The organism is Nocardia sp. NPDC058480 (genome assembly GCF_042720495.1).
Classification (GTDB): domain Bacteria; phylum Actinomycetota; class Actinomycetes; order Mycobacteriales; family Mycobacteriaceae; genus Nocardia.
In genome coordinates, this window is record NZ_JBHXMN010000021.1 from 38,558 (window position 1) to 54,719 (window position 16,162).

The window sequence follows — 16,162 nt, forward strand, 5'->3', positions numbered from 1 at the left end:
GTCTCCTGACGCTCGCTCCGCCCAAAAACATACACGCGTGCTTGTTTTTGCGCGGCGGTTTCAGTGACCCCGGTCACCATCGAGTCGCGTAACAGCGGCGTAACGAATCGGAAAATTCGTGTCTACATCGATGAACGACCGTCTGTGAGTCGCCGGATCGTGCGGCAGCGATGAGGGAGAGAGGGACATGGCCGGAGCAGATACAGCCGCCAAAGAAACACTCGAGGACTACACGCTGCGTTTCGCCCCGCGGAGCTACCGCAAATGGAGCCCCGCGGTCGTCGGCATCTCCGCGCTCGGCGGCATCGCCTACCTGGCCGATTTCGCGATCGGCGCGAATATCGGCATCGCCCACGGCACCGGAAACGCCCTGATCGGCATCGGCATCTTCGCCGTGGTCGTGATGCTCACCGGATTTCCGCTTGCCTATTACGCGGCGCGCTACAATATCGATCTCGATCTGATCACGCGCGGTAGCGGATTCGGCTACTACGGTTCGGTGATCACCAATATCGTGTTCGCGTCGTTCACCTTCATCTTCTTCGCGCTCGAAGGTTCGATCATGGCCCAGGGCCTGCTATTGGGCCTCGGAATTCCATTGTGGCTTGGCTATCTCGCTTCCACGATCATCATCTTCCCGCTGGTCATCTACGGGATGAACACGCTGGCCAAACTCCAGGTGTGGACCACTCCCCTGTGGCTGCTGCTGATGGTGGCGCCGTTCGGCTTCCTGCTGGTGCGCCACCCCGATTCGGTGGGCTCGTTCTTCGCCTACGGCGGGGAAAACGGGGCGGGCGTGAGCGTTTCGGGCGCGCTGCTGGCCGCCGGCGTGTGTCTGTCGCTGATCGCCCAGATCGCCGAGCAGATCGACTACCTGCGGTTCATGCCGCCGCGCACCCCGGAGAACCGGGCCAAGTGGTGGGGCTGGATGCTGCTCGCCGGTCCGGGCTGGGTGCTGTTCGGTGCGGCCAAGCAGGTGGTCGGCCTGTTCCTCGCGGTGTACCTGATCGCGAATCTTCCTGCGGCGCAAGGCATCGCGAACCAGCCGGTGCATCAGTTCCTGGAGATCTACAAGGACATGGTGCCGGGTTGGCTGGCCATGACACTGGCCGTGGTGCTGGTGGTTATCAGCCAGGTGAAGATCAACGTGACCAACGCCTACTCGGGCTCGCTGGCCTGGACCAACTCCTACACCCGGGTCACCAAGACCTACCCGGGTCGCCTGGTGTTCCTGGTGGTCAACCTCGGTGTCGCGCTGGTGCTGATGGAGGCGAACATGTTCGACTTCCTCAATAACATCCTGGGCTTCTACGCCAACTGCGGCATCGCCTGGATCGTCACCGTGGCCACCGATATCGCGGTGAACAAGTACCTGCTGAAGATCTCGCCGAAGGTGCCGGAATTCCGGCGCGGCATGCTCTACGACTTCAACCCGGTCGGTCTGGTCGGTTTCGGGCTGTCGGCGGTGCTGTCGATCATGACCTTCTTCGGGCTGTTCGGTGAGCTGCTCAAGCCGTACTCGCCACTGGTCGCGGTGCTGGTCGCCTTTATCGCGACCCCGCTCACCGCGATCGCCACCAAGGGCAAGTACTACCTGCGGCGCGCCGACGACGGCATCGAAGCGCCAATGTTCGACGAACACGGCAATCCGTCGGGCGACCTGCTCACCTGCCATGTCACCGGCATGGACTTCGAGCGCCCGGACATGATCGCCTCGGCGGTGCCCGGTCCCGAAGGCGAGATCCAGTACATCAGCTCGCTGGCACTGTCCACGGACAAGCACGGCAAGCACCTGCTGCCCCCGCAGGACTGAGATCCCACGCGAAGGCCGTGCCCGATGGCACGGCCTTCGTCGTGTTCACATCAGTTTGCGGACCAGCGGCAGCGGCAGGATCCGCAGCGCGAAACCGACCGGCACCCACGGCCAACCGGGAACATAGGCATTGGCGCGACGCTTCTCGATCGCGGCGACCATGGCGCGGACCCCGGTTTCGGTGTCCACCATGAACTTCGGCTGATGCTTGACGCGGTCGTTCATCTCCGAGCGAATGTACCCGGGGTAGACCACCGAGACATCGACGCCCGGAATCGCTTCCGCGCGAACGCCTTCGGCCAGCGCCGCGACGCCTGCTTTGGTGGCCGCGTAGGTGGTGAGCGTCTTGGGCATGCCGCGCAGGCCGGAGATCGAGGAGATCATCACCAGGTGGCCGCGCCCCTGCGCGCGGAAGATCTTCAACGCCGCCTCGCTTTGAGCAAGGGCGGCAAGGAAATTCACCACGGCTGTCTCGCGATTGGCCTTGTGATGGCCGGTGCCCAACGGCGCGCCCTTACCGAGGCCCGCGTTGACGATCACCCGGTCGACGGTGCCGAATTCGTCGGCGAACTCGTCGAAGACAGTGAACACCGCGGCGTCATCGGTGACATCGAGTTGCTTCACCGAGACGACGCGGTCGGGGTGATCGGCGAGGATCTGCGCGCGCAGTTCGTCCAGACGCTCGGTCCGGCGAGCACACAGGCCGAGGTCGTACCCGAGCACGGCGAACTGGCGGGCCATCTCGGCGCCGAGCCCGGAGCTGGCGCCGGTGATCAGGATGGTGCCCCGGCTCACGACAGCGCCGCGGTTCGTCGGAGGGTGATTCGCGATTCCATGTGCACACGCTAACCACCACACGGTCGGCCGAGGTCAGCGGGCCGCGACCAGCCTGGCGTCGTGTTCAGATCAGTGTGCGCTGGTCTGGATGCGTCACGGGCACCACTGTCAGCAGCTCGCTCAAACCAGCGAAGTCTTGGGGGTTCACGGTGAACAACGGGAGCCGATTGGCCGAGGCGATCGAGGCGATGAGCAGGTCGATCCGCCGGGGTCGCGGATTGCGGCCGCTCGCCAGAACGGCGGCCACTACGTGCCCGAAGCGGCGTGCGGCCCTGGCGTCGAACGGGATCGGCTCGAACAACGCCTCAGCGTTCTGCACCCGCTCGATCCGACGAGCCCGTTCACCCGGCTCTGCGGCATAGTGCGGACCGGCGGCGAGTTCTGCCATCGTCACCGCGCTGATCATGAGCTCGTCGGGCAACTCCGCCGGATCGAGTTCATCGATGAGGATCAACACATTCGTATCGACGACGCCTCTGGCCGGAGTCGAGGTCATTCAGTGCCGTCCCCAGCGAATTCACCGCGTCGGTAAGCCCGGTCATACGGGTCGTAGAGAGAATCGTCGACCAGATCATCGGCCACCGGCTGTGCTGTGGCCGGCGCCGACAACCCGGCAAAGGCAGCGATCGCCTCTGCTCGGGGCACTGCCGCTCGACGACGCGCGTGTCGATGCGGAACAAGATCGGCAACAGGCGCCCCATCGACAGTGATCGTGAAGGACAGTCCTGAACGAACATCGCGCAGAACCCGGCTCGCATCGTTACGGAGCTCTCGCTGCGGAATCTCGGGTAGCTCTGCTGGGATGCCCATGGTCGATACGGTACGCCCCGCGCTACGGATGCGCTACGGATTTCCTACACCTTGCGGTGCTTCACGATAGTTGTCCGCGAGGGTGCCGGGCCCCGACGGCAGTCCGGGCTTTCGGCGCGCCGGTCAGCGGGCCGCGACCAGTCTGGCCGCGTTGGCCGCGGCGTCGTCGCCCGCCTCGTTGGCGGCGAGTTCGGCGTGGACCCGGTCGTAGTACCGGTTGATCTCGGCGTTGGTGGTCTCCTCGTTCCAGCCGAGCAGGGGTGCGATCAGGCAGGCGATTTCCGGTGCTGCGGCGAGGCCACGATCGGGGACCTCGATGGAGATGCGGGTGCGGCGGGTGAGGATGTCGTCGAGGTGCAGCGCGCCCTCGTTGGTGACGGCGTAGACGATCTCGGCGGCGATGTAGTCCGCGGCGCCCGGAATCGATTGGCGCAGTGCGGGATCTGTGGCGATGAGGTCGAAGAGGTCGGTGGTCAGCGAGCCGTAGCGGCCGAGCAGGTGTTCGACGACGTCGACGGGCAGTCGCTGGGCCACCGCCAGTGCGGGCGCGTCGGCGAGCATGTCGAAGTAGCCGTCCGCGCCGACGATGGGCAACCGCGCGGTCGACGAGGCGGGGATCTGTCCACCCAGGCGCGCGGCCGCGGCGTCGACGACATCGGCGGCCATCACCCGGTAGGTCGTGTACTTACCGCCCGCGATCACGAACAGGCCCGGCGCGGGTTCGGCGACGGCGTGTTCGCGCGAGAGCTTCGCGGTCTCCTTCGTGGCGCCGGTCATCAGCGGGCGAAGGCCCGCGTAGGTACCGACGATGTCTGCCCTGGTCAAGGGCTCACGCAGCAGCGAATTGACGTGGTCGAGAATGTATCGCACGTCGGCGGCGGTGGCCGTGGGGTGGTTCTTGTCGAGTGCCCATTCGGTGTCGGTGGTGCCGATGATCCAGTGTTCGGCCCACGGGATCACGAACAGAACCGACTTCTCGGTGCGCATGATCATGCCGGTGTGCAGGTTCAGCCGGTCGCGCGGCACGAGGATGTGCACGCCCTTCGACATCTGGACGTGGAACGGGAAGTCCACCCCGGTCATCTTGATCATGTCGTCGGTCCACACACCGGTCGCGCTGATCACCGTGCGAGCCCGAATGGTGTGCGTCAGACCGGTTTCCAGGTCCTCCACACGCGCACCGACGACCTTCTCACCGTCGCGTTCCAGCCCGATCACCTTGGTCCGGGTCAGTACCGTGGCACCGTTCTCGGCGGCGGTCCTGGCGATCATCATCGTGTGGCGGGCGTCGTCGACCTGCGCGTCGTAGTAGCGGATGGCACCGGTCATCGCGTCGTCGCGCAGCGCGGGCGCGAGTTCCAGTGCGCCGGAACGGGTCAGGTGCTTGTGCATCGGAACCGTGCGCGCGCCACCGAGCGTGTCGTAGAGGGCGATACCGGCACCGATGTAGGCGCGCTCCCACACCCGGTGCTGGAGCGGAAACAGGAACGGCACCGGACGCACCAGGTGTGGCGCGAGCGTATTCAGCAGCAGCCCACGCTCTTTGAGCGCCTCGCGCACCAACGCGAAGTCCATCTGCTCCAGGTAGCGCAGGCCGCCGTGGATGAGCTTCGACGATCGGCTCGAGGTACCCGCGGCGAAATCGCGTGCCTCCACCAGGGTTACCGACAGCCCGCGCGCGGCGGCGTCGAGCGCGGCACCGGCGCCGGTTACGCCGCCGCCGATGACAAGGACATCGACCTCGGCGGTGTCGAGCGTGCCGACAGCCTGCTCACGGTAGGTGGGGTCCAGTTGCACAGACACGATGATCTCCTTCTCGAAAGTATTGTGGTGACTCAGATTTCGGCCCAGTCGAGGGTCCGCTCGACGGCTTTGAGCCAGCGGCGGTAGCCGTGTTCGCGTTGCTCCTGCGACCAGGTCGGGTGCCAGCGGATGTCTTCGGACCAGTTGTCGAGCAGTTCGTCGGTGCCGCTCCAGAAGCCAACGGCCAATCCGGCGGCGTAGGCGGCACCGAGCGCGGTGGTCTCGGCGACGACCGGCCGCGAGACCGGGACGCCGAGCAGGTCGGCTTGGATCTGCATGGCCAGCTGGTTCGCGGTGACGCCGCCGTCCACCCGCAGCGTCGCCAGCCGGACACCGGCGTCGCGCTGCATGGCCTCGACCACGTCGCGGGTCTGGTAGGCGATGGATTCCAGGGTGGCCCTGGCCAAGTGGGCGTTGTTGCTGTAGCGCGACAGGCCGACAACCGCGCCGCGGGCATCGGGTCGCCAGTACGGCGCGAACAGACCGGAGAAGGCAGGCACGAAGTACACGCCGCCGGAATCCGGTACCTGACCGGCGAGGTCTTCGATCTGCGCGGCCCCGGCGATGATGCCCATCTGGTCGCGCAACCACTGCACCGCGGACCCGGTGACCGCGATCGAACCCTCCAGCGCGTAGGCGGGCTTGCCGGCGCCGAACTGGTACGCGACGGTGGTGATCAGGCCGTGGTTGGAGCGCACGATCTCCGTGCCGGTGTTGAGCATCAGGAAATTGCCGGTGCCGTAGGTGTTCTTGGCCTCGCCGGGCTGGAAGCACACCTGCCCGACACCCGCGGCCTGCTGGTCGCCGAGCACGCCCGCGATGGGCACCGAACCTTTGAACGGGCCATCGGGCTTCGTCGTCCCGAACAGGTCCGCGTTCGACGAGGGTGCGATGGTCGGCAGCATGGCGCGCGGGATGCCGAAGATCGCGAGGAGTTCGTCGTCCCAATCGAGGGTTTCGAGATCCATCAGCATGGTGCGCGACGCGTTGGTGGGGTCGGTGACGTGCACGCCACCGGTGAGGTTCCAGATCAGCCAGCTGTCCAGAGTGCCGAACAGGGCGTCACCGCGCTCAGCGTCGGCGCGCACGCCCGCGATGTTGTCCAGGATCCACTTCAGCTTGCCGCCGGAGAAATACGGCGCGGGCGGCAGGCCGGTCTTCGCGCGGATGAGCGCGCTTTGCCCGGCGGCATCGAGGTCGGCGATGATGCGGTCGGTGCGGGTGTCCTGCCAGACGATGGCGTTGCCATACGGGCGGCCGGTGCGGCGGTTCCACACGACGGTGGTCTCGCGCTGGTTGGTGACGCCGATGGCGGCGAGGTCGTCTGCCGTGAGGTCGGCGAGCGAGAGGGCGGTCTTGACGACGGTGCGGGTACGTTCCCAGATCTCGTCCGGATTGTGTTCGACCCAGCCGGGGCGCGGCATGAGCTGGGAGTGTTCGAGCTGGTGGCGGGCCACAACGGTGCCTCTGTGGTCGAAAACCATGAATCGCGTCGAGGTCGTGCCCTGGTCGATCGCGCCCACGTACCGGTTCATGTGTCGTCCTTCCCGGATCTCACCTTCGAGTCCGCCGATCGGGCACCTGTGCCCGAAACCCACGCTAGGAACGCGCGGCCGCGTACACCACACACGCCGTTCGACAATGCTGAACGGTGGTAGGTTCGGGGCCATGCCTGGCCCGATCCAGTCGATCGAACGCGCCGCCGCCGTGCTGCGTCTGCTCGCGCGCGGGTCGGGACCGCTGGGCGTCGGCGAGATCGCGACCGCGCTCGACCTGGCCAAACCCACCGCGCACGGCATTCTGCGGACGCTGCTCGGAGTCGGATTCGTCGGCCAGGACGCACGCACCGGCAAGTACCTACTCGGCCAGGCGATCGGCGAACTCGGGACCGATCGGCTCGATGTGAACGAGTTGCGTTCCCGGGCGATCCACCGGGCCGACGCACTCGCCTCGCGTTCCGGGGAATCGGTCCGCATCGCCGTGGCGCGCGATACCGGGATCACGGTGATCCACCACGTCTTTCGGCCCGACAACAGCGAGCAGGCCCTGGCAGTCGGTGAGGTACTGCCCGCCCATGCGACCGCGCTCGGCAAGGTACTGCTGGCCTATGACGCCGCAGCGGAAGTCGTTGCACTCCAAGGGTTCACCCGGCGCACGATCACCGAACGAGACCGGCTCGACCGTGCGATCGCCGAGGTTCGACGGCGTGGTTGGGCGGACGAAGTCGAGGAGCATCGCTCCGGCGAAGCGGGGGTCGCCGCGCCCGTTCGAGCCAGAGGTGGGCTCGTCGTCGCGGCTATCGGCATCACCGGGCCGACGGATCGGCTGTGCGACAACCGGTTACAGGTGCGTCCCGCCGCAATTGAGCAGGTACTGGCCGCCGCTCTCGCCGTGCACCGCGACCTGACGGCAGCGCGATGAGCTCGGACATCGTGCCTTTCGCCATGCAGACACGCACCGCCGACGAGAGCAGCTGCCGATGACTCAACGCTTCGTGCTCGCCATCGACCAGGGGACCACCTCGAGTCGCTGCATCGTCTTCGACCAGCACGCGCGGCTGGCGGGAATGGCGCAGCGGACACATCGCCAGCATTACCCCAGGTCGGGATGGGTGGAACAGGACGCGCTCGAGATCTGGCGGACCGTGGAGCGGATCGTGCCCGCGGCGCTGCGCGACGCCGGGATCACCGTCGACCAGGTGGCCGCGATCGGGATCGCCAATCAGCGCGAGACCACCGTCGTGTGGGATCGGCGCACCGGGCAGCCGGTGCGGCTGGCCATCGTCTGGCAGGACGTGCGCACCGAGGAGCTGGTCGATCGATTGAAGGAACTTCCAGGCGCCCAGCGTATTCCGGAGTTGAGCGGGCTCCCCTTGGCGACCTACTTCGCCGCACCCCGACTGCGCTGGCTGCTCGACAATGTCGAGGGCCTGCGCGCCAGAGCCGAACGCGGCGACGTGCTCTTCGGCACCATGGAATGCTGGCTCATCTGGAAACTGACCGGCGGCACCGAGCACGTCACCGACGTCACCAACGCGGGCCGCACCCTGCTGATGAACCTCGCCACCCGCCAGTGGGACGCGGAACTGTTGCGGTTCTTCGACATTCCGCCCGCCATGCTCCCCCGCATCGAACCATCGACCGGCGATTTCGGCACCGCCCGCACAGTCGTTCCCGGTGTGCGGATCGGCGCCGCCCTCGGCGATCAGCACGCCGCTCTTTTCGGCCAAACCTGCTTCGCCCCAGGCGAAACCGAATGCACCTACGGCACCGGCGGATTCCTCATGATGAACACCGGCACCGAACTGATCCGCTCCGAACACGGCCTGCTCACCACCATCGGCTACCAGGTCGGCCCCGAACCGGTCTACGCGCTGGAAGGCCCGATCGCGGTCACCGGGTCCCTGGTCCAATGGCTGCGCGACATCGTCGGCCTGATCGCCACCGCCCCCGAAATCGAAACTCTCGCAAGCACAGTCGACGACAACGGCGGCTGCTACCTCGTCCCCGCCTTCTCCGGCCTCTACGCCCCCCACTGGCGCAGCGACGCCCGCGGCCTGCTCATCGGCCTGACCTCCTACGTCACCAAAGGCCACCTGGCCCGCGGCGTCCTGGAGGCCACCGCATGGCAAACCCGCGACGTGGTCGAGGCCATGAACGCCGACGCGGGCCTGCAGGCGAAATCCCTCCGCGTAGCAGGCGGTATGGCCGCCAACAACCTGCTCATGCAAATAATCGCCGATGTCCTCGACACCCCGGTGATGCGCCCGTTGGTCACCGAAACCGTCTCCCTCGGCGCCGCCTACGCAGCAGGCCTGGCCGTCGGCTACTGGCCCGATCTCCAAGGCCTACGCCGCAATTGGAAGGTCGCCGCCCAGTGGACCCCTGCCCCGGACCGCCGAATCCGCGACGAAGAATACGAACGCTGGCAGCGAGCCGTCCAGCTCAGCATCGGCTGGGGCAGGCCCGCCACGGCCTACTAGATCCGTTGACGAAGCGGCCAACTCCGACGCTCGGAGTCAGCCGAAGAGTTCGTCGGTACGGGTCGCGGTAACGGCCTGCTTCAACCACACGTCGAGCTGGTCGAGGTCGGTGCATGCGGCCAGCTGCGTCCGTTGCGCCGCGGACAACTCGAGCCCGCGAGCGGTAAGTACGGTGAGCACGGCGTGCGCGGCAGCCTTGGCGACCTTCGCGTCCGCCTCCGCGCGCCCCTCCGCGCGCCCCTCCTCGCGCCCCTTCGCTATGTACTTGGTAGCGATGCGGCCGCGGTATTGAGGCGTGCTCTCCATCAGTTCCTCCAGGCGTCGGCTTGCAGGGACGGTCAACGCGTCGTCGACCAGATCAAGATACATTTTCGCATGTTCGTCGTCGGTTTTCATCAGCCCGGCCAGGAAAGCCGCAAGGACCTCCTCCATGTGGGCGCCTGCGCCGTGGGCGATCGCCGACAGCGTCGCCCGCTCGGGACGCCGCCTGGCCTCATCTGGGTCGGTCACGACGGGGAAGCGGTCGGGGCCTAGCACCAGGGGTTGGATGACCGATCCGACGGTATCGAGCTCGATTGGCTGCTCGGCCCACTTCGCGACCTTCCTGCTCGGCGTCACCACCAACAGAACCACCGGGCAACACAGCCGCGATCGCAGGGTGGTCAGGTAGACCGGCCATTTCCAGCGGCGCACATCCGCCTTGGACAACTGCACCTCCACGCACACACCGAGAACGGGAATGTCCCGATCGTCATGAGTGCTGAGCGCCAGGTCACCGCGAAACTCCTTGGGCCCGACGTCAGTGAAGTCACATGGCTCTGCCCGCATTTGTGACAGGCCCGGCAGCGGGACGCTGAACTCCTCAGCCAGCAATGACGGGGCCAGTAGGAGATCCGTGCGGAAAAGGTCAAGCAAACCTTCGTGCAGGTGGCTCGGCATGTGGGGCACCGTATGTCGAGGTGAGGAAGGGTACCAATCGGTTACGGCGTGTTGTGTGCGGAGCGGCGTTGTAGGAACACCGTCAGGGTGAACAGGAGGACACCGGCTACAGCGAGGACGGCGCCGACCATCGCCGGGGCGGTGTAGCCGAGGCCGGCGGCGATGACGAGGCCGCCGAGCCAGGCGCCGGCGGCGTTGGCCATGTTCAAGGCGGCGTGGTTGAGGGCGGCGGCGAGAGTTTGGGCGTCGGCTGCCACGTCCATGAGGCGGGTTTGGAGGCCGGGGGCCAAGGCCGCGCCGGAGGCGCCGACGAGGAAGGCGCCGATCGAGGCGGTGATGGGGTTGTGGGCAGCCAGGACGAAGCCGGCGAGGATGACCACCATCGCGATCATGGCGATGAAGATCGAGCGGTCGACGCCGCGGTCGGCGAGGATGCCGCCGCCGATATTGCCCACGATCATGCCGAGGCCGAACAGCGCGAGCACGATCGGCACCGCGCCGATGGGCATCCCCGCGACGTCGGTCATGGTGGTGGCGATGTAGGTGTAGACGGCGAACATGCCGCCGAAGCCGATCGCGCCGACGGCCAGGGTGAGCAGCACCTGCGGGCGACGCAGCGCGCCCAATTCGGTCATCGGGTTGGTGATCTTCATGCTGGTCAGGGCGGGCACGTAGCGCCACAGGGCGGCCACTGTCGCCACGCCGATCACGGCGACGACCACGTAGGCGTCACGCCAGCCCAGATGCTGACCGAGCCAGGTCGCGCCAGGCACACCGATCACATTCGCCACGCTGAGCCCGAGCATGACCGCGGCGACCGCCTTGGCCCGCTGGCCGACGGGCGCGAGGGTGGCCGCCGCCAGCGAGGCGACACCGAAGTACGCGCCGTGCGGCAGGCCGGACACGAAGCGGGCCAGCACGAGCGTGCCGAAAGTCGGTGCGAGGACCGTGGCGATATTGCCGATGGCGAACGCGACCATCAACACGATGAGCAATTTCTTGCGCGCCACCCGCGCGCACAACGCGGCGATCAGCGGCGCGCCGACCACGACACCCAGCGCGTACGCCGACACCGCGTGCCCGGCCGACGGCTCGGAGATATCGAAGGCCCGCGCGATGTCGGGCAGCAACCCCATGGTCACGAACTCGGTGGTGCCGATTCCGAATCCACCCAGCGCCAACGCGAGCATCGCCGGGACATGCCAGCTGGTACGTGGCTCGCCGAGGCGATCAGGGGCTGCAATGGAAGAAGTCACGCCTCCATGCAACGGGCGCGGGTACCCATTCGCTACCCGAGCAGAGCGTGAGTTAGCCCACCGTGCACGAAATCGACCCGGCAAACAACCCACTGATCTCGCGAGAACATGGGTAACTCACCGGGTCGAGCAAACCGAACCACCACTGATCCCGCAGGCCGCCGACGCAGGTCTCACGTCACTCGAGTCCGGCCTGAATACGCGGAGAGGCGGAAGAGCGCTCGCATCGGATTCGATGCGAGCGCTTTCTTACAGCCGTGCGGTTTCGCGGTTCAGCGCGAAACGCAGCACATCACTTCAGTGCGCGAGCCAGGTTGGCGTCCAGCGCGCCGAGGAATTCCTCGGTGCTCAGGTAACCCTGGTCCCCGCCGACGAGCGCCGCGAGGTCCTTCGTCATCTGACCGCCCTCGACGGTCTTGATGACCACGTCCTCGAGCGCCTGCGCGAAGCCGATCACCTCGGGGGTGTTGTCCAGCTTGCCGCGGTGTTCGAGGCCACGGGTCCAGGCGAAGATCGACGCGATCGGGTTGGTCGAGGTCGGCTTGCCCTGCTGGTGCTGGCGGTAGTGCCGGGTGACCGTGCCGTGCGCGGCCTCGGCCTCACAGGTCTTGCCGTCCGGGGTGAGCAGCACCGAGGTCATCAGGCCGAGCGAGCCGAAGCCCTGGGCCACGGTGTCGGACTGCACGTCGCCGTCGTAGTTCTTGCAGGCCCAGACGTAGCCGCCCTCCCATTTCATGGAGGAGGCGACCATGTCGTCGATCAGGCGGTGCTCGTAGGTCAGGCCCGCCGCGTCGAACTCGGCCTTGAACTCGGCGTCGAAGACTTCCTGGAAGGTGTCTTTGAACATGCCGTCATAGGCCTTGAGAATGGTGTTCTTCGTGGAGAGGTACACCGGGTAGTTCTGCTGCAGGCCGTAGTTGAACGAGGCCCGCGCGAAGTCCTCGATGGACTTCTTGAAGTTGTACATGCCCATGACGACGCCGCCGTCTTCGGGCATCTTCACGACCTCGTGGATGATCGGCTCGCTGCCGTCTTCCGGCGTGAAGGTCAGCGTGACGGTGCCCGCCTCGTAGACCTTGAAGTCGGTGGCGCGGTACTGGTCGCCGAACGCGTGGCGGCCGATGATGATCGGCTTGGTCCAGCCGGGCACCAGGCGCGGCACGTTCGAGATGATGATCGGCGCGCGGAAGATGGTGCCACCCAGAATGTTTCGGATGGTGCCGTTGGGCGAGCGCCACATCTTCTTGAGACCGAATTCCTTCACCCGATCTTCGTCCGGGGTGATGGTGGCGCACTTGACGCCGACGCCGTGCTTCTTGATGGCGTTGGCCGCGTCGACCGTGACCTGGTCATCGGTTTTGTCGCGGTACTCGATACCGAGGTCGTAGTACTCGAGGTTCACGTCGAGATAGGGATGGACCAGCTTGTCCTTGATGAACTGCCAGATGATCCGGGTCATCTCGTCGCCGTCGAGTTCTACAACGGTGCCTTCAACCTTGATCTTGGACATGGATCTTCGTGTCCTCCTCGGTGGGTGCCCTTATTGCACGGCTAGGCGAACACGCTTGTGAGCGGACCCCAGCAGTTCCAACAGACAACGTATATGCCCCGCGTTGTCTGCGGGACGTGTGGTGCAAACAAGACGAGCGTACTGCTGTCCCCCACCTCACCGCGATGGGAGGCCCCACTGTGCGGGACGGCTGTTCCGCCTCCCCGGGACTTCTGGCCAGACTACGTGCCGCGAGATTTACGCTGGCGGCTGGCGGCAAGGGACGGGCTAATTCAGCCCGTCCCCGGTGAGTTACCCATGTCCTCGCGAAATCAGTGGTTTATCGCGGCTCTGCGTATAGGTCAGGCCGCGATCGGCACTCGGTTATCGTGTTCGTCGCCTTCGATCAGGTTTTCCGGCTTGTCACGGATCATCACCGCGATCACCACGGCGGCGGCGCTACCTTCGCACCGGTCGACGACACGCCCGGCTTCGGCACACCGTCGACCGAGTGATCTTCAGCGTGAAATGCGGGGGAAGTTTCCGCGCGTGGGAGATGTCCGGTTAACATGACGGCAAGGTCATGAGTACCAGCGCCAAGCCCCGGCTCGCTGGTCGGCAACCCTCCAGCTGCGGTGGGGTGCTCCGGGTGATGACCGGGCTCTCGAAAGTCGAGAGCAAGCGCGCATTGCAGGAGGCCCCCATGTGTTGTTGCCCGTCGATCCGACCCAGTTGACGAGATCCCCCCGGCGCACACCCACTGGAGCACGACATGACTGACTCTTCCCTGCCCGAGAACTGGTCCTTCGAGACCAAGCAGGTCCACGCGGGCCAGGCCCCCGACGCGAGCACCAACGCGCGGGCGCTGCCGATCTACCAGACCACCTCCTACACCTTCCGCGACACCGATCACGCCGCCGCGCTGTTCGGCCTCGCCGAGCCGGGCAACATCTACACCCGGATCATGAACCCCACTCAGGACGCGGTGGAGCAGCGGGTTGCCGCGCTCGAAGGTGGCGTCGCGGCGTTGCTGCTGGCCTCCGGACAGGCCGCGGAGACCTACGCGATCCTGAACCTGGCGAGCGCGGGCGACCACATCGTGTCCAGCCCGCATCTCTACGGTGGCACCTACAACCTTTTCCACTACTCGCTGCCCAAGCTGGGGATCACGGTCTCGTTCGTCGAGGATCCCGATGACCTCGCGCAGTGGGAAGCGGCGATCCAGCCCAACACCAAGGCGTTCTACGGCGAGACCATCGCCAATCCGAGCAGTGCGGTGTTCGACATTCCCGGCATCGCCGGTGTCGCGCACGCCAACGGCCTTCCGCTGATCGTCGACAACACCGTCGCCACCCCGTACCTGATCCAGCCGCTGGCCCACGGCGCCGACATCGTCGTGCATTCGGCGACGAAGTACCTGGGTGGGCACGGTACGGCCGTGGCGGGCGTGATCGTCGACGGCGGCACGTTCGATTGGACCGTGCGCGACGCCGACGGCCAAGCACGCTTCCCCGGTTTCACCGAGCCCGACCCCAGCTACCACGGTGCGGTATTCGCCGATCTGGGCGCGCCCGCGTTCGCGCTCAAGGCGCGCGTGCAGTTGCTGCGCGATCTGGGCGCGGCGGTCTCGCCGTTCAACGCGTTCCTCATCGCGCAGGGCATCGAGACGCTGAGCTTGCGCGTCGAACGGCACGTCAGCAATGCCGAGACGGTCGCGAAGTTCGTCGCCGAGCAGCCGGGCGTCGACGCGGTGTTCTATGCGGGGCTCGAGTCCTCGCCCTGGCACGCGCGGGCCAAGGAGCTGGCGCCCAAGGGCGCGGGCGCGATCGTGGCGTTCGAGCTGGCGGGCGGTGTCGATGCGGGCAAGAAGTTCGTGGACGCGCTCAGCCTGCACAGCCATGTAGCTAACATCGGTGATGTGCGTTCCCTCGTGATTCACCCAGCGTCGACGACGCACTCGCAGTTGACGCCCGAAGAGCAGCTGGCGGCCGGCGTTACTCCCGGCCTGGTCCGGCTCGCCGTGGGTATCGAGGGAATCGAAGACATTCTGGCCGATCTGCGGGCCGGGTTCGCGGCGGCGACGACGTGACTGTGAGCACCGAATCGCCGATCGCCCGACCCGGAACCGGGGTGGACCTGCTGCCACCCCCGGACGGGCGTGTCGGTGTGGTCGCCATCGGGGACGTGACGCTGGAGAACGGCGCCGAGGTTCGCGATGTGCGGCTGGCGGTGCAACGCTGGGGCGAGCTCTCGCCCACCCTGGACAATGTGGTGCTCGTCGAACACGCGCTCACCGGCGACTCGCATGTCGTCGGTGGGCCCGACGGGGCACCCGGCTGGTGGGAAGGCATGGTCGGACCCGGCGCGCCGATCGACACCGACGAGTGGTGTGTGATCGCGACCAACGTGCTCGGCGGCTGCAAGGGCAGCACCGGCCCGTCCTCGCTCGCCTCCGACGGCAAGCCTTGGGGCTCACGGTTTCCCGAGCTGACCATTCGCGATCAGGTGAACGCCGAGGCACGGTTGTTCGAGGTGCTCGGGATCGAGCGGCTCGGCGCGGTCGTCGGCGGCTCGATGGGCGGCATGCGGGTGCTCGAGTGGATCATCGGCCTGCCCGAGCGGGTCAGCGCCGCGCTGGTGCTGGCCGTGGGCGCTCGCGCCACCGCCGATCAGATCGGCACCCAGACCACCCAGATGGCCGTCATCACGGCCGATCCCGACTGGCAGGGCGGCGACTATCACGGCACCGGTCGCGCGCCGATGACCGGCATGGGGCTGGCCCGGCGCATCGCGCACCTGACCTACCGCACCGAGGGCGAACTCGATCACCGCTTCGCCAACAAGGCCCAGGGCGAGGAAGACCCGTGGACCGGTGGACGGTACGCGGTGCAGAGCTACCTCGAGCACCAGGCCGACAAGCTGTGTCAGCGCTTCGATCCAGCCACCTATGTGCTGCTCAGCGAGGCCATGAACCGCCACGATGTGGGTCGCGGGCGCGGCGGTATCGCTGCCGCGCTGGCTTCGACGTCGGTGCCGTGCGTGGTCGGCGGGGTCGACTCGGATCGCCTGTACCCCTTGCACACTCAGGCCGAGTTGGCCGAAGGGCTGCCGGGCTGTGCGGGTCTCGAGATCGTGCATTCTCGCGACGGGCACGACGGGTTCCTCACCGAGGCGGCCGCGGTGTCGAAGTTGCTGACCGAGACGATGCGCTTGGCGCGGGAGAACCGCTGACC

General features: G+C 66.6%; 13 protein-coding genes and 1 riboswitch. Of the genes, 5 read left to right on the forward strand and 8 right to left on the reverse strand.

Annotation, left to right across the window (positions count from 1 at the left end; genetic code table 11):
- Nucleotides 1–187 precede the first annotated feature (187 nt).
- A complete protein-coding gene (locus ACFWO8_RS30620; RefSeq protein ID WP_378971455.1) occupies nt 188–1,813 on the forward strand; it encodes a purine-cytosine permease family protein in 1,626 nt (541 codons plus the stop codon).
- A gap of 45 nt (nt 1,814–1,858) precedes the next feature.
- Here the strand turns inward: ACFWO8_RS30620 and ACFWO8_RS30625 are convergent, their stop codons facing one another.
- The 5 genes from ACFWO8_RS30625 to glpK (ACFWO8_RS30645) all read right to left on the reverse strand — a co-directional run bounded on the left by ACFWO8_RS30625 (nt 1,859) and on the right by glpK (ACFWO8_RS30645) (nt 6,798).
- Nucleotides 1,859–2,608, reverse strand: coding sequence for an SDR family oxidoreductase (locus tag ACFWO8_RS30625; RefSeq protein WP_378971465.1), 750 nt, complete (start codon nt 2,606–2,608; stop codon nt 1,859–1,861).
- A gap of 106 nt (nt 2,609–2,714) precedes the next feature.
- Nucleotides 2,715–3,146, reverse strand: coding sequence for a type II toxin-antitoxin system VapC family toxin (locus tag ACFWO8_RS30630; RefSeq protein WP_378971470.1), 432 nt, complete (start codon nt 3,144–3,146; stop codon nt 2,715–2,717).
- Nucleotides 3,143–3,460 carry a type II toxin-antitoxin system Phd/YefM family antitoxin gene (locus ACFWO8_RS30635; RefSeq protein ID WP_378971473.1) on the reverse strand — a complete coding sequence of 106 codons (318 nt, stop codon included), beginning with the start codon at nt 3,458–3,460 and terminating at the stop codon, nt 3,143–3,145. The genes ACFWO8_RS30630 and ACFWO8_RS30635 overlap by 4 nt, the downstream gene beginning before the upstream one ends.
- A gap of 123 nt (nt 3,461–3,583) precedes the next feature.
- Nucleotides 3,584–5,263, reverse strand: a complete 1,680-nt coding sequence (gene glpD / locus ACFWO8_RS30640) for a glycerol-3-phosphate dehydrogenase (RefSeq protein WP_378971481.1) — start codon at nt 5,261–5,263, stop codon at nt 3,584–3,586.
- 32 nt (nt 5,264–5,295) lie between these two features.
- Complete coding sequence (glpK, locus tag ACFWO8_RS30645) at nt 5,296–6,798, reverse strand: glycerol kinase GlpK (RefSeq protein WP_378971512.1); 1,503 nt, start codon at nt 6,796–6,798, stop codon at nt 5,296–5,298.
- 133 nt (nt 6,799–6,931) lie between these two features.
- Here glpK (ACFWO8_RS30645) and ACFWO8_RS30650 point away from each other — a divergent pair, with 133 nt between their 5' ends.
- Nucleotides 6,932–7,684, forward strand: a complete 753-nt coding sequence (locus ACFWO8_RS30650) for an IclR family transcriptional regulator (RefSeq protein ID WP_378971526.1) — start codon at nt 6,932–6,934, stop codon at nt 7,682–7,684.
- A gap of 58 nt (nt 7,685–7,742) precedes the next feature.
- Nucleotides 7,743–9,245 carry a glycerol kinase GlpK gene (gene glpK / locus ACFWO8_RS30655; RefSeq protein WP_378971532.1) on the forward strand — a complete coding sequence of 501 codons (1,503 nt, stop codon included), beginning with the start codon at nt 7,743–7,745 and terminating at the stop codon, nt 9,243–9,245.
- A gap of 36 nt (nt 9,246–9,281) precedes the next feature.
- Here the strand turns inward: glpK (ACFWO8_RS30655) and ACFWO8_RS30660 are convergent, their stop codons facing one another.
- From ACFWO8_RS30660 to ACFWO8_RS30670, 3 genes are all read right to left on the reverse strand, one after another.
- Nucleotides 9,282–10,184 (reverse strand): hypothetical protein, encoded by a 903-nt coding sequence (locus ACFWO8_RS30660; protein WP_378971537.1) that lies wholly within the window; start codon nt 10,182–10,184, stop codon nt 9,282–9,284.
- Between the two features lie 41 nt (nt 10,185–10,225).
- Nucleotides 10,226–11,374: an MFS transporter gene (locus ACFWO8_RS30665; RefSeq protein ID WP_378971807.1), complete on the reverse strand. Its 1,149-nt coding sequence runs from the start codon at nt 11,372–11,374 to the stop codon at nt 10,226–10,228.
- A gap of 358 nt (nt 11,375–11,732) precedes the next feature.
- Entirely contained in the window at nt 11,733–12,950 is a 1,218-nt protein-coding gene (locus ACFWO8_RS30670) for an NADP-dependent isocitrate dehydrogenase (RefSeq protein WP_378971544.1), read from the reverse strand.
- Between the two features lie 558 nt (nt 12,951–13,508).
- A riboswitch (SAM riboswitch) is annotated at nt 13,509–13,619 on the forward strand.
- Nucleotides 13,620–13,701: 82 nt separating this feature from the next.
- Between ACFWO8_RS30670 and ACFWO8_RS30675 the strand changes: the two genes are divergently transcribed.
- Together ACFWO8_RS30675 and ACFWO8_RS30680 are read left to right on the forward strand one after the other, a co-directional pair.
- Nucleotides 13,702–15,018, forward strand: coding sequence for a bifunctional o-acetylhomoserine/o-acetylserine sulfhydrylase (locus tag ACFWO8_RS30675; RefSeq protein ID WP_378971553.1), 1,317 nt, complete (start codon nt 13,702–13,704; stop codon nt 15,016–15,018).
- Entirely contained in the window at nt 15,015–16,160 is a 1,146-nt protein-coding gene (locus ACFWO8_RS30680; protein WP_378971560.1) for a homoserine O-acetyltransferase, read from the forward strand. Before ACFWO8_RS30675 ends, ACFWO8_RS30680 begins: the two co-directional genes overlap by 4 nt.
- Nucleotides 16,161–16,162 lie beyond the last annotated feature (2 nt).

Bases quoted from the DNA above. Each gene is read 5' to 3' on its own strand.
- ACFWO8_RS30620 (WP_378971455.1), top strand. From the start codon at position 188: ATGGCCGGAGCAGATACAGCCGCCAAAGAAACACTCGAGGACTACACG.
- ACFWO8_RS30630 (WP_378971470.1), bottom strand. From the start codon at position 3,146: ATGACCTCGACTCCGGCCAGAGGCGTCGTCGATACGAATGTGTTGATC.
- ACFWO8_RS30635 (WP_378971473.1), bottom strand. From the start codon at position 3,460: ATGGGCATCCCAGCAGAGCTACCCGAGATTCCGCAGCGAGAGCTCCGT.
- glpK (WP_378971512.1), bottom strand. From the start codon at position 6,798: ATGAACCGGTACGTGGGCGCGATCGACCAGGGCACGACCTCGACGCGA.
- ACFWO8_RS30650 (WP_378971526.1), top strand. From the start codon at position 6,932: ATGCCTGGCCCGATCCAGTCGATCGAACGCGCCGCCGCCGTGCTGCGT.
- glpK (WP_378971532.1), top strand. From the start codon at position 7,743: ATGACTCAACGCTTCGTGCTCGCCATCGACCAGGGGACCACCTCGAGT.
- ACFWO8_RS30660 (WP_378971537.1), bottom strand. From the start codon at position 10,184: ATGCCGAGCCACCTGCACGAAGGTTTGCTTGACCTTTTCCGCACGGAT.
- ACFWO8_RS30665 (WP_378971807.1), bottom strand. From the start codon at position 11,374: ATGCTCGCGTTGGCGCTGGGTGGATTCGGAATCGGCACCACCGAGTTC.
- ACFWO8_RS30670 (WP_378971544.1), bottom strand. From the start codon at position 12,950: ATGTCCAAGATCAAGGTTGAAGGCACCGTTGTAGAACTCGACGGCGAC.
- ACFWO8_RS30675 (WP_378971553.1), top strand. From the start codon at position 13,702: ATGACTGACTCTTCCCTGCCCGAGAACTGGTCCTTCGAGACCAAGCAG.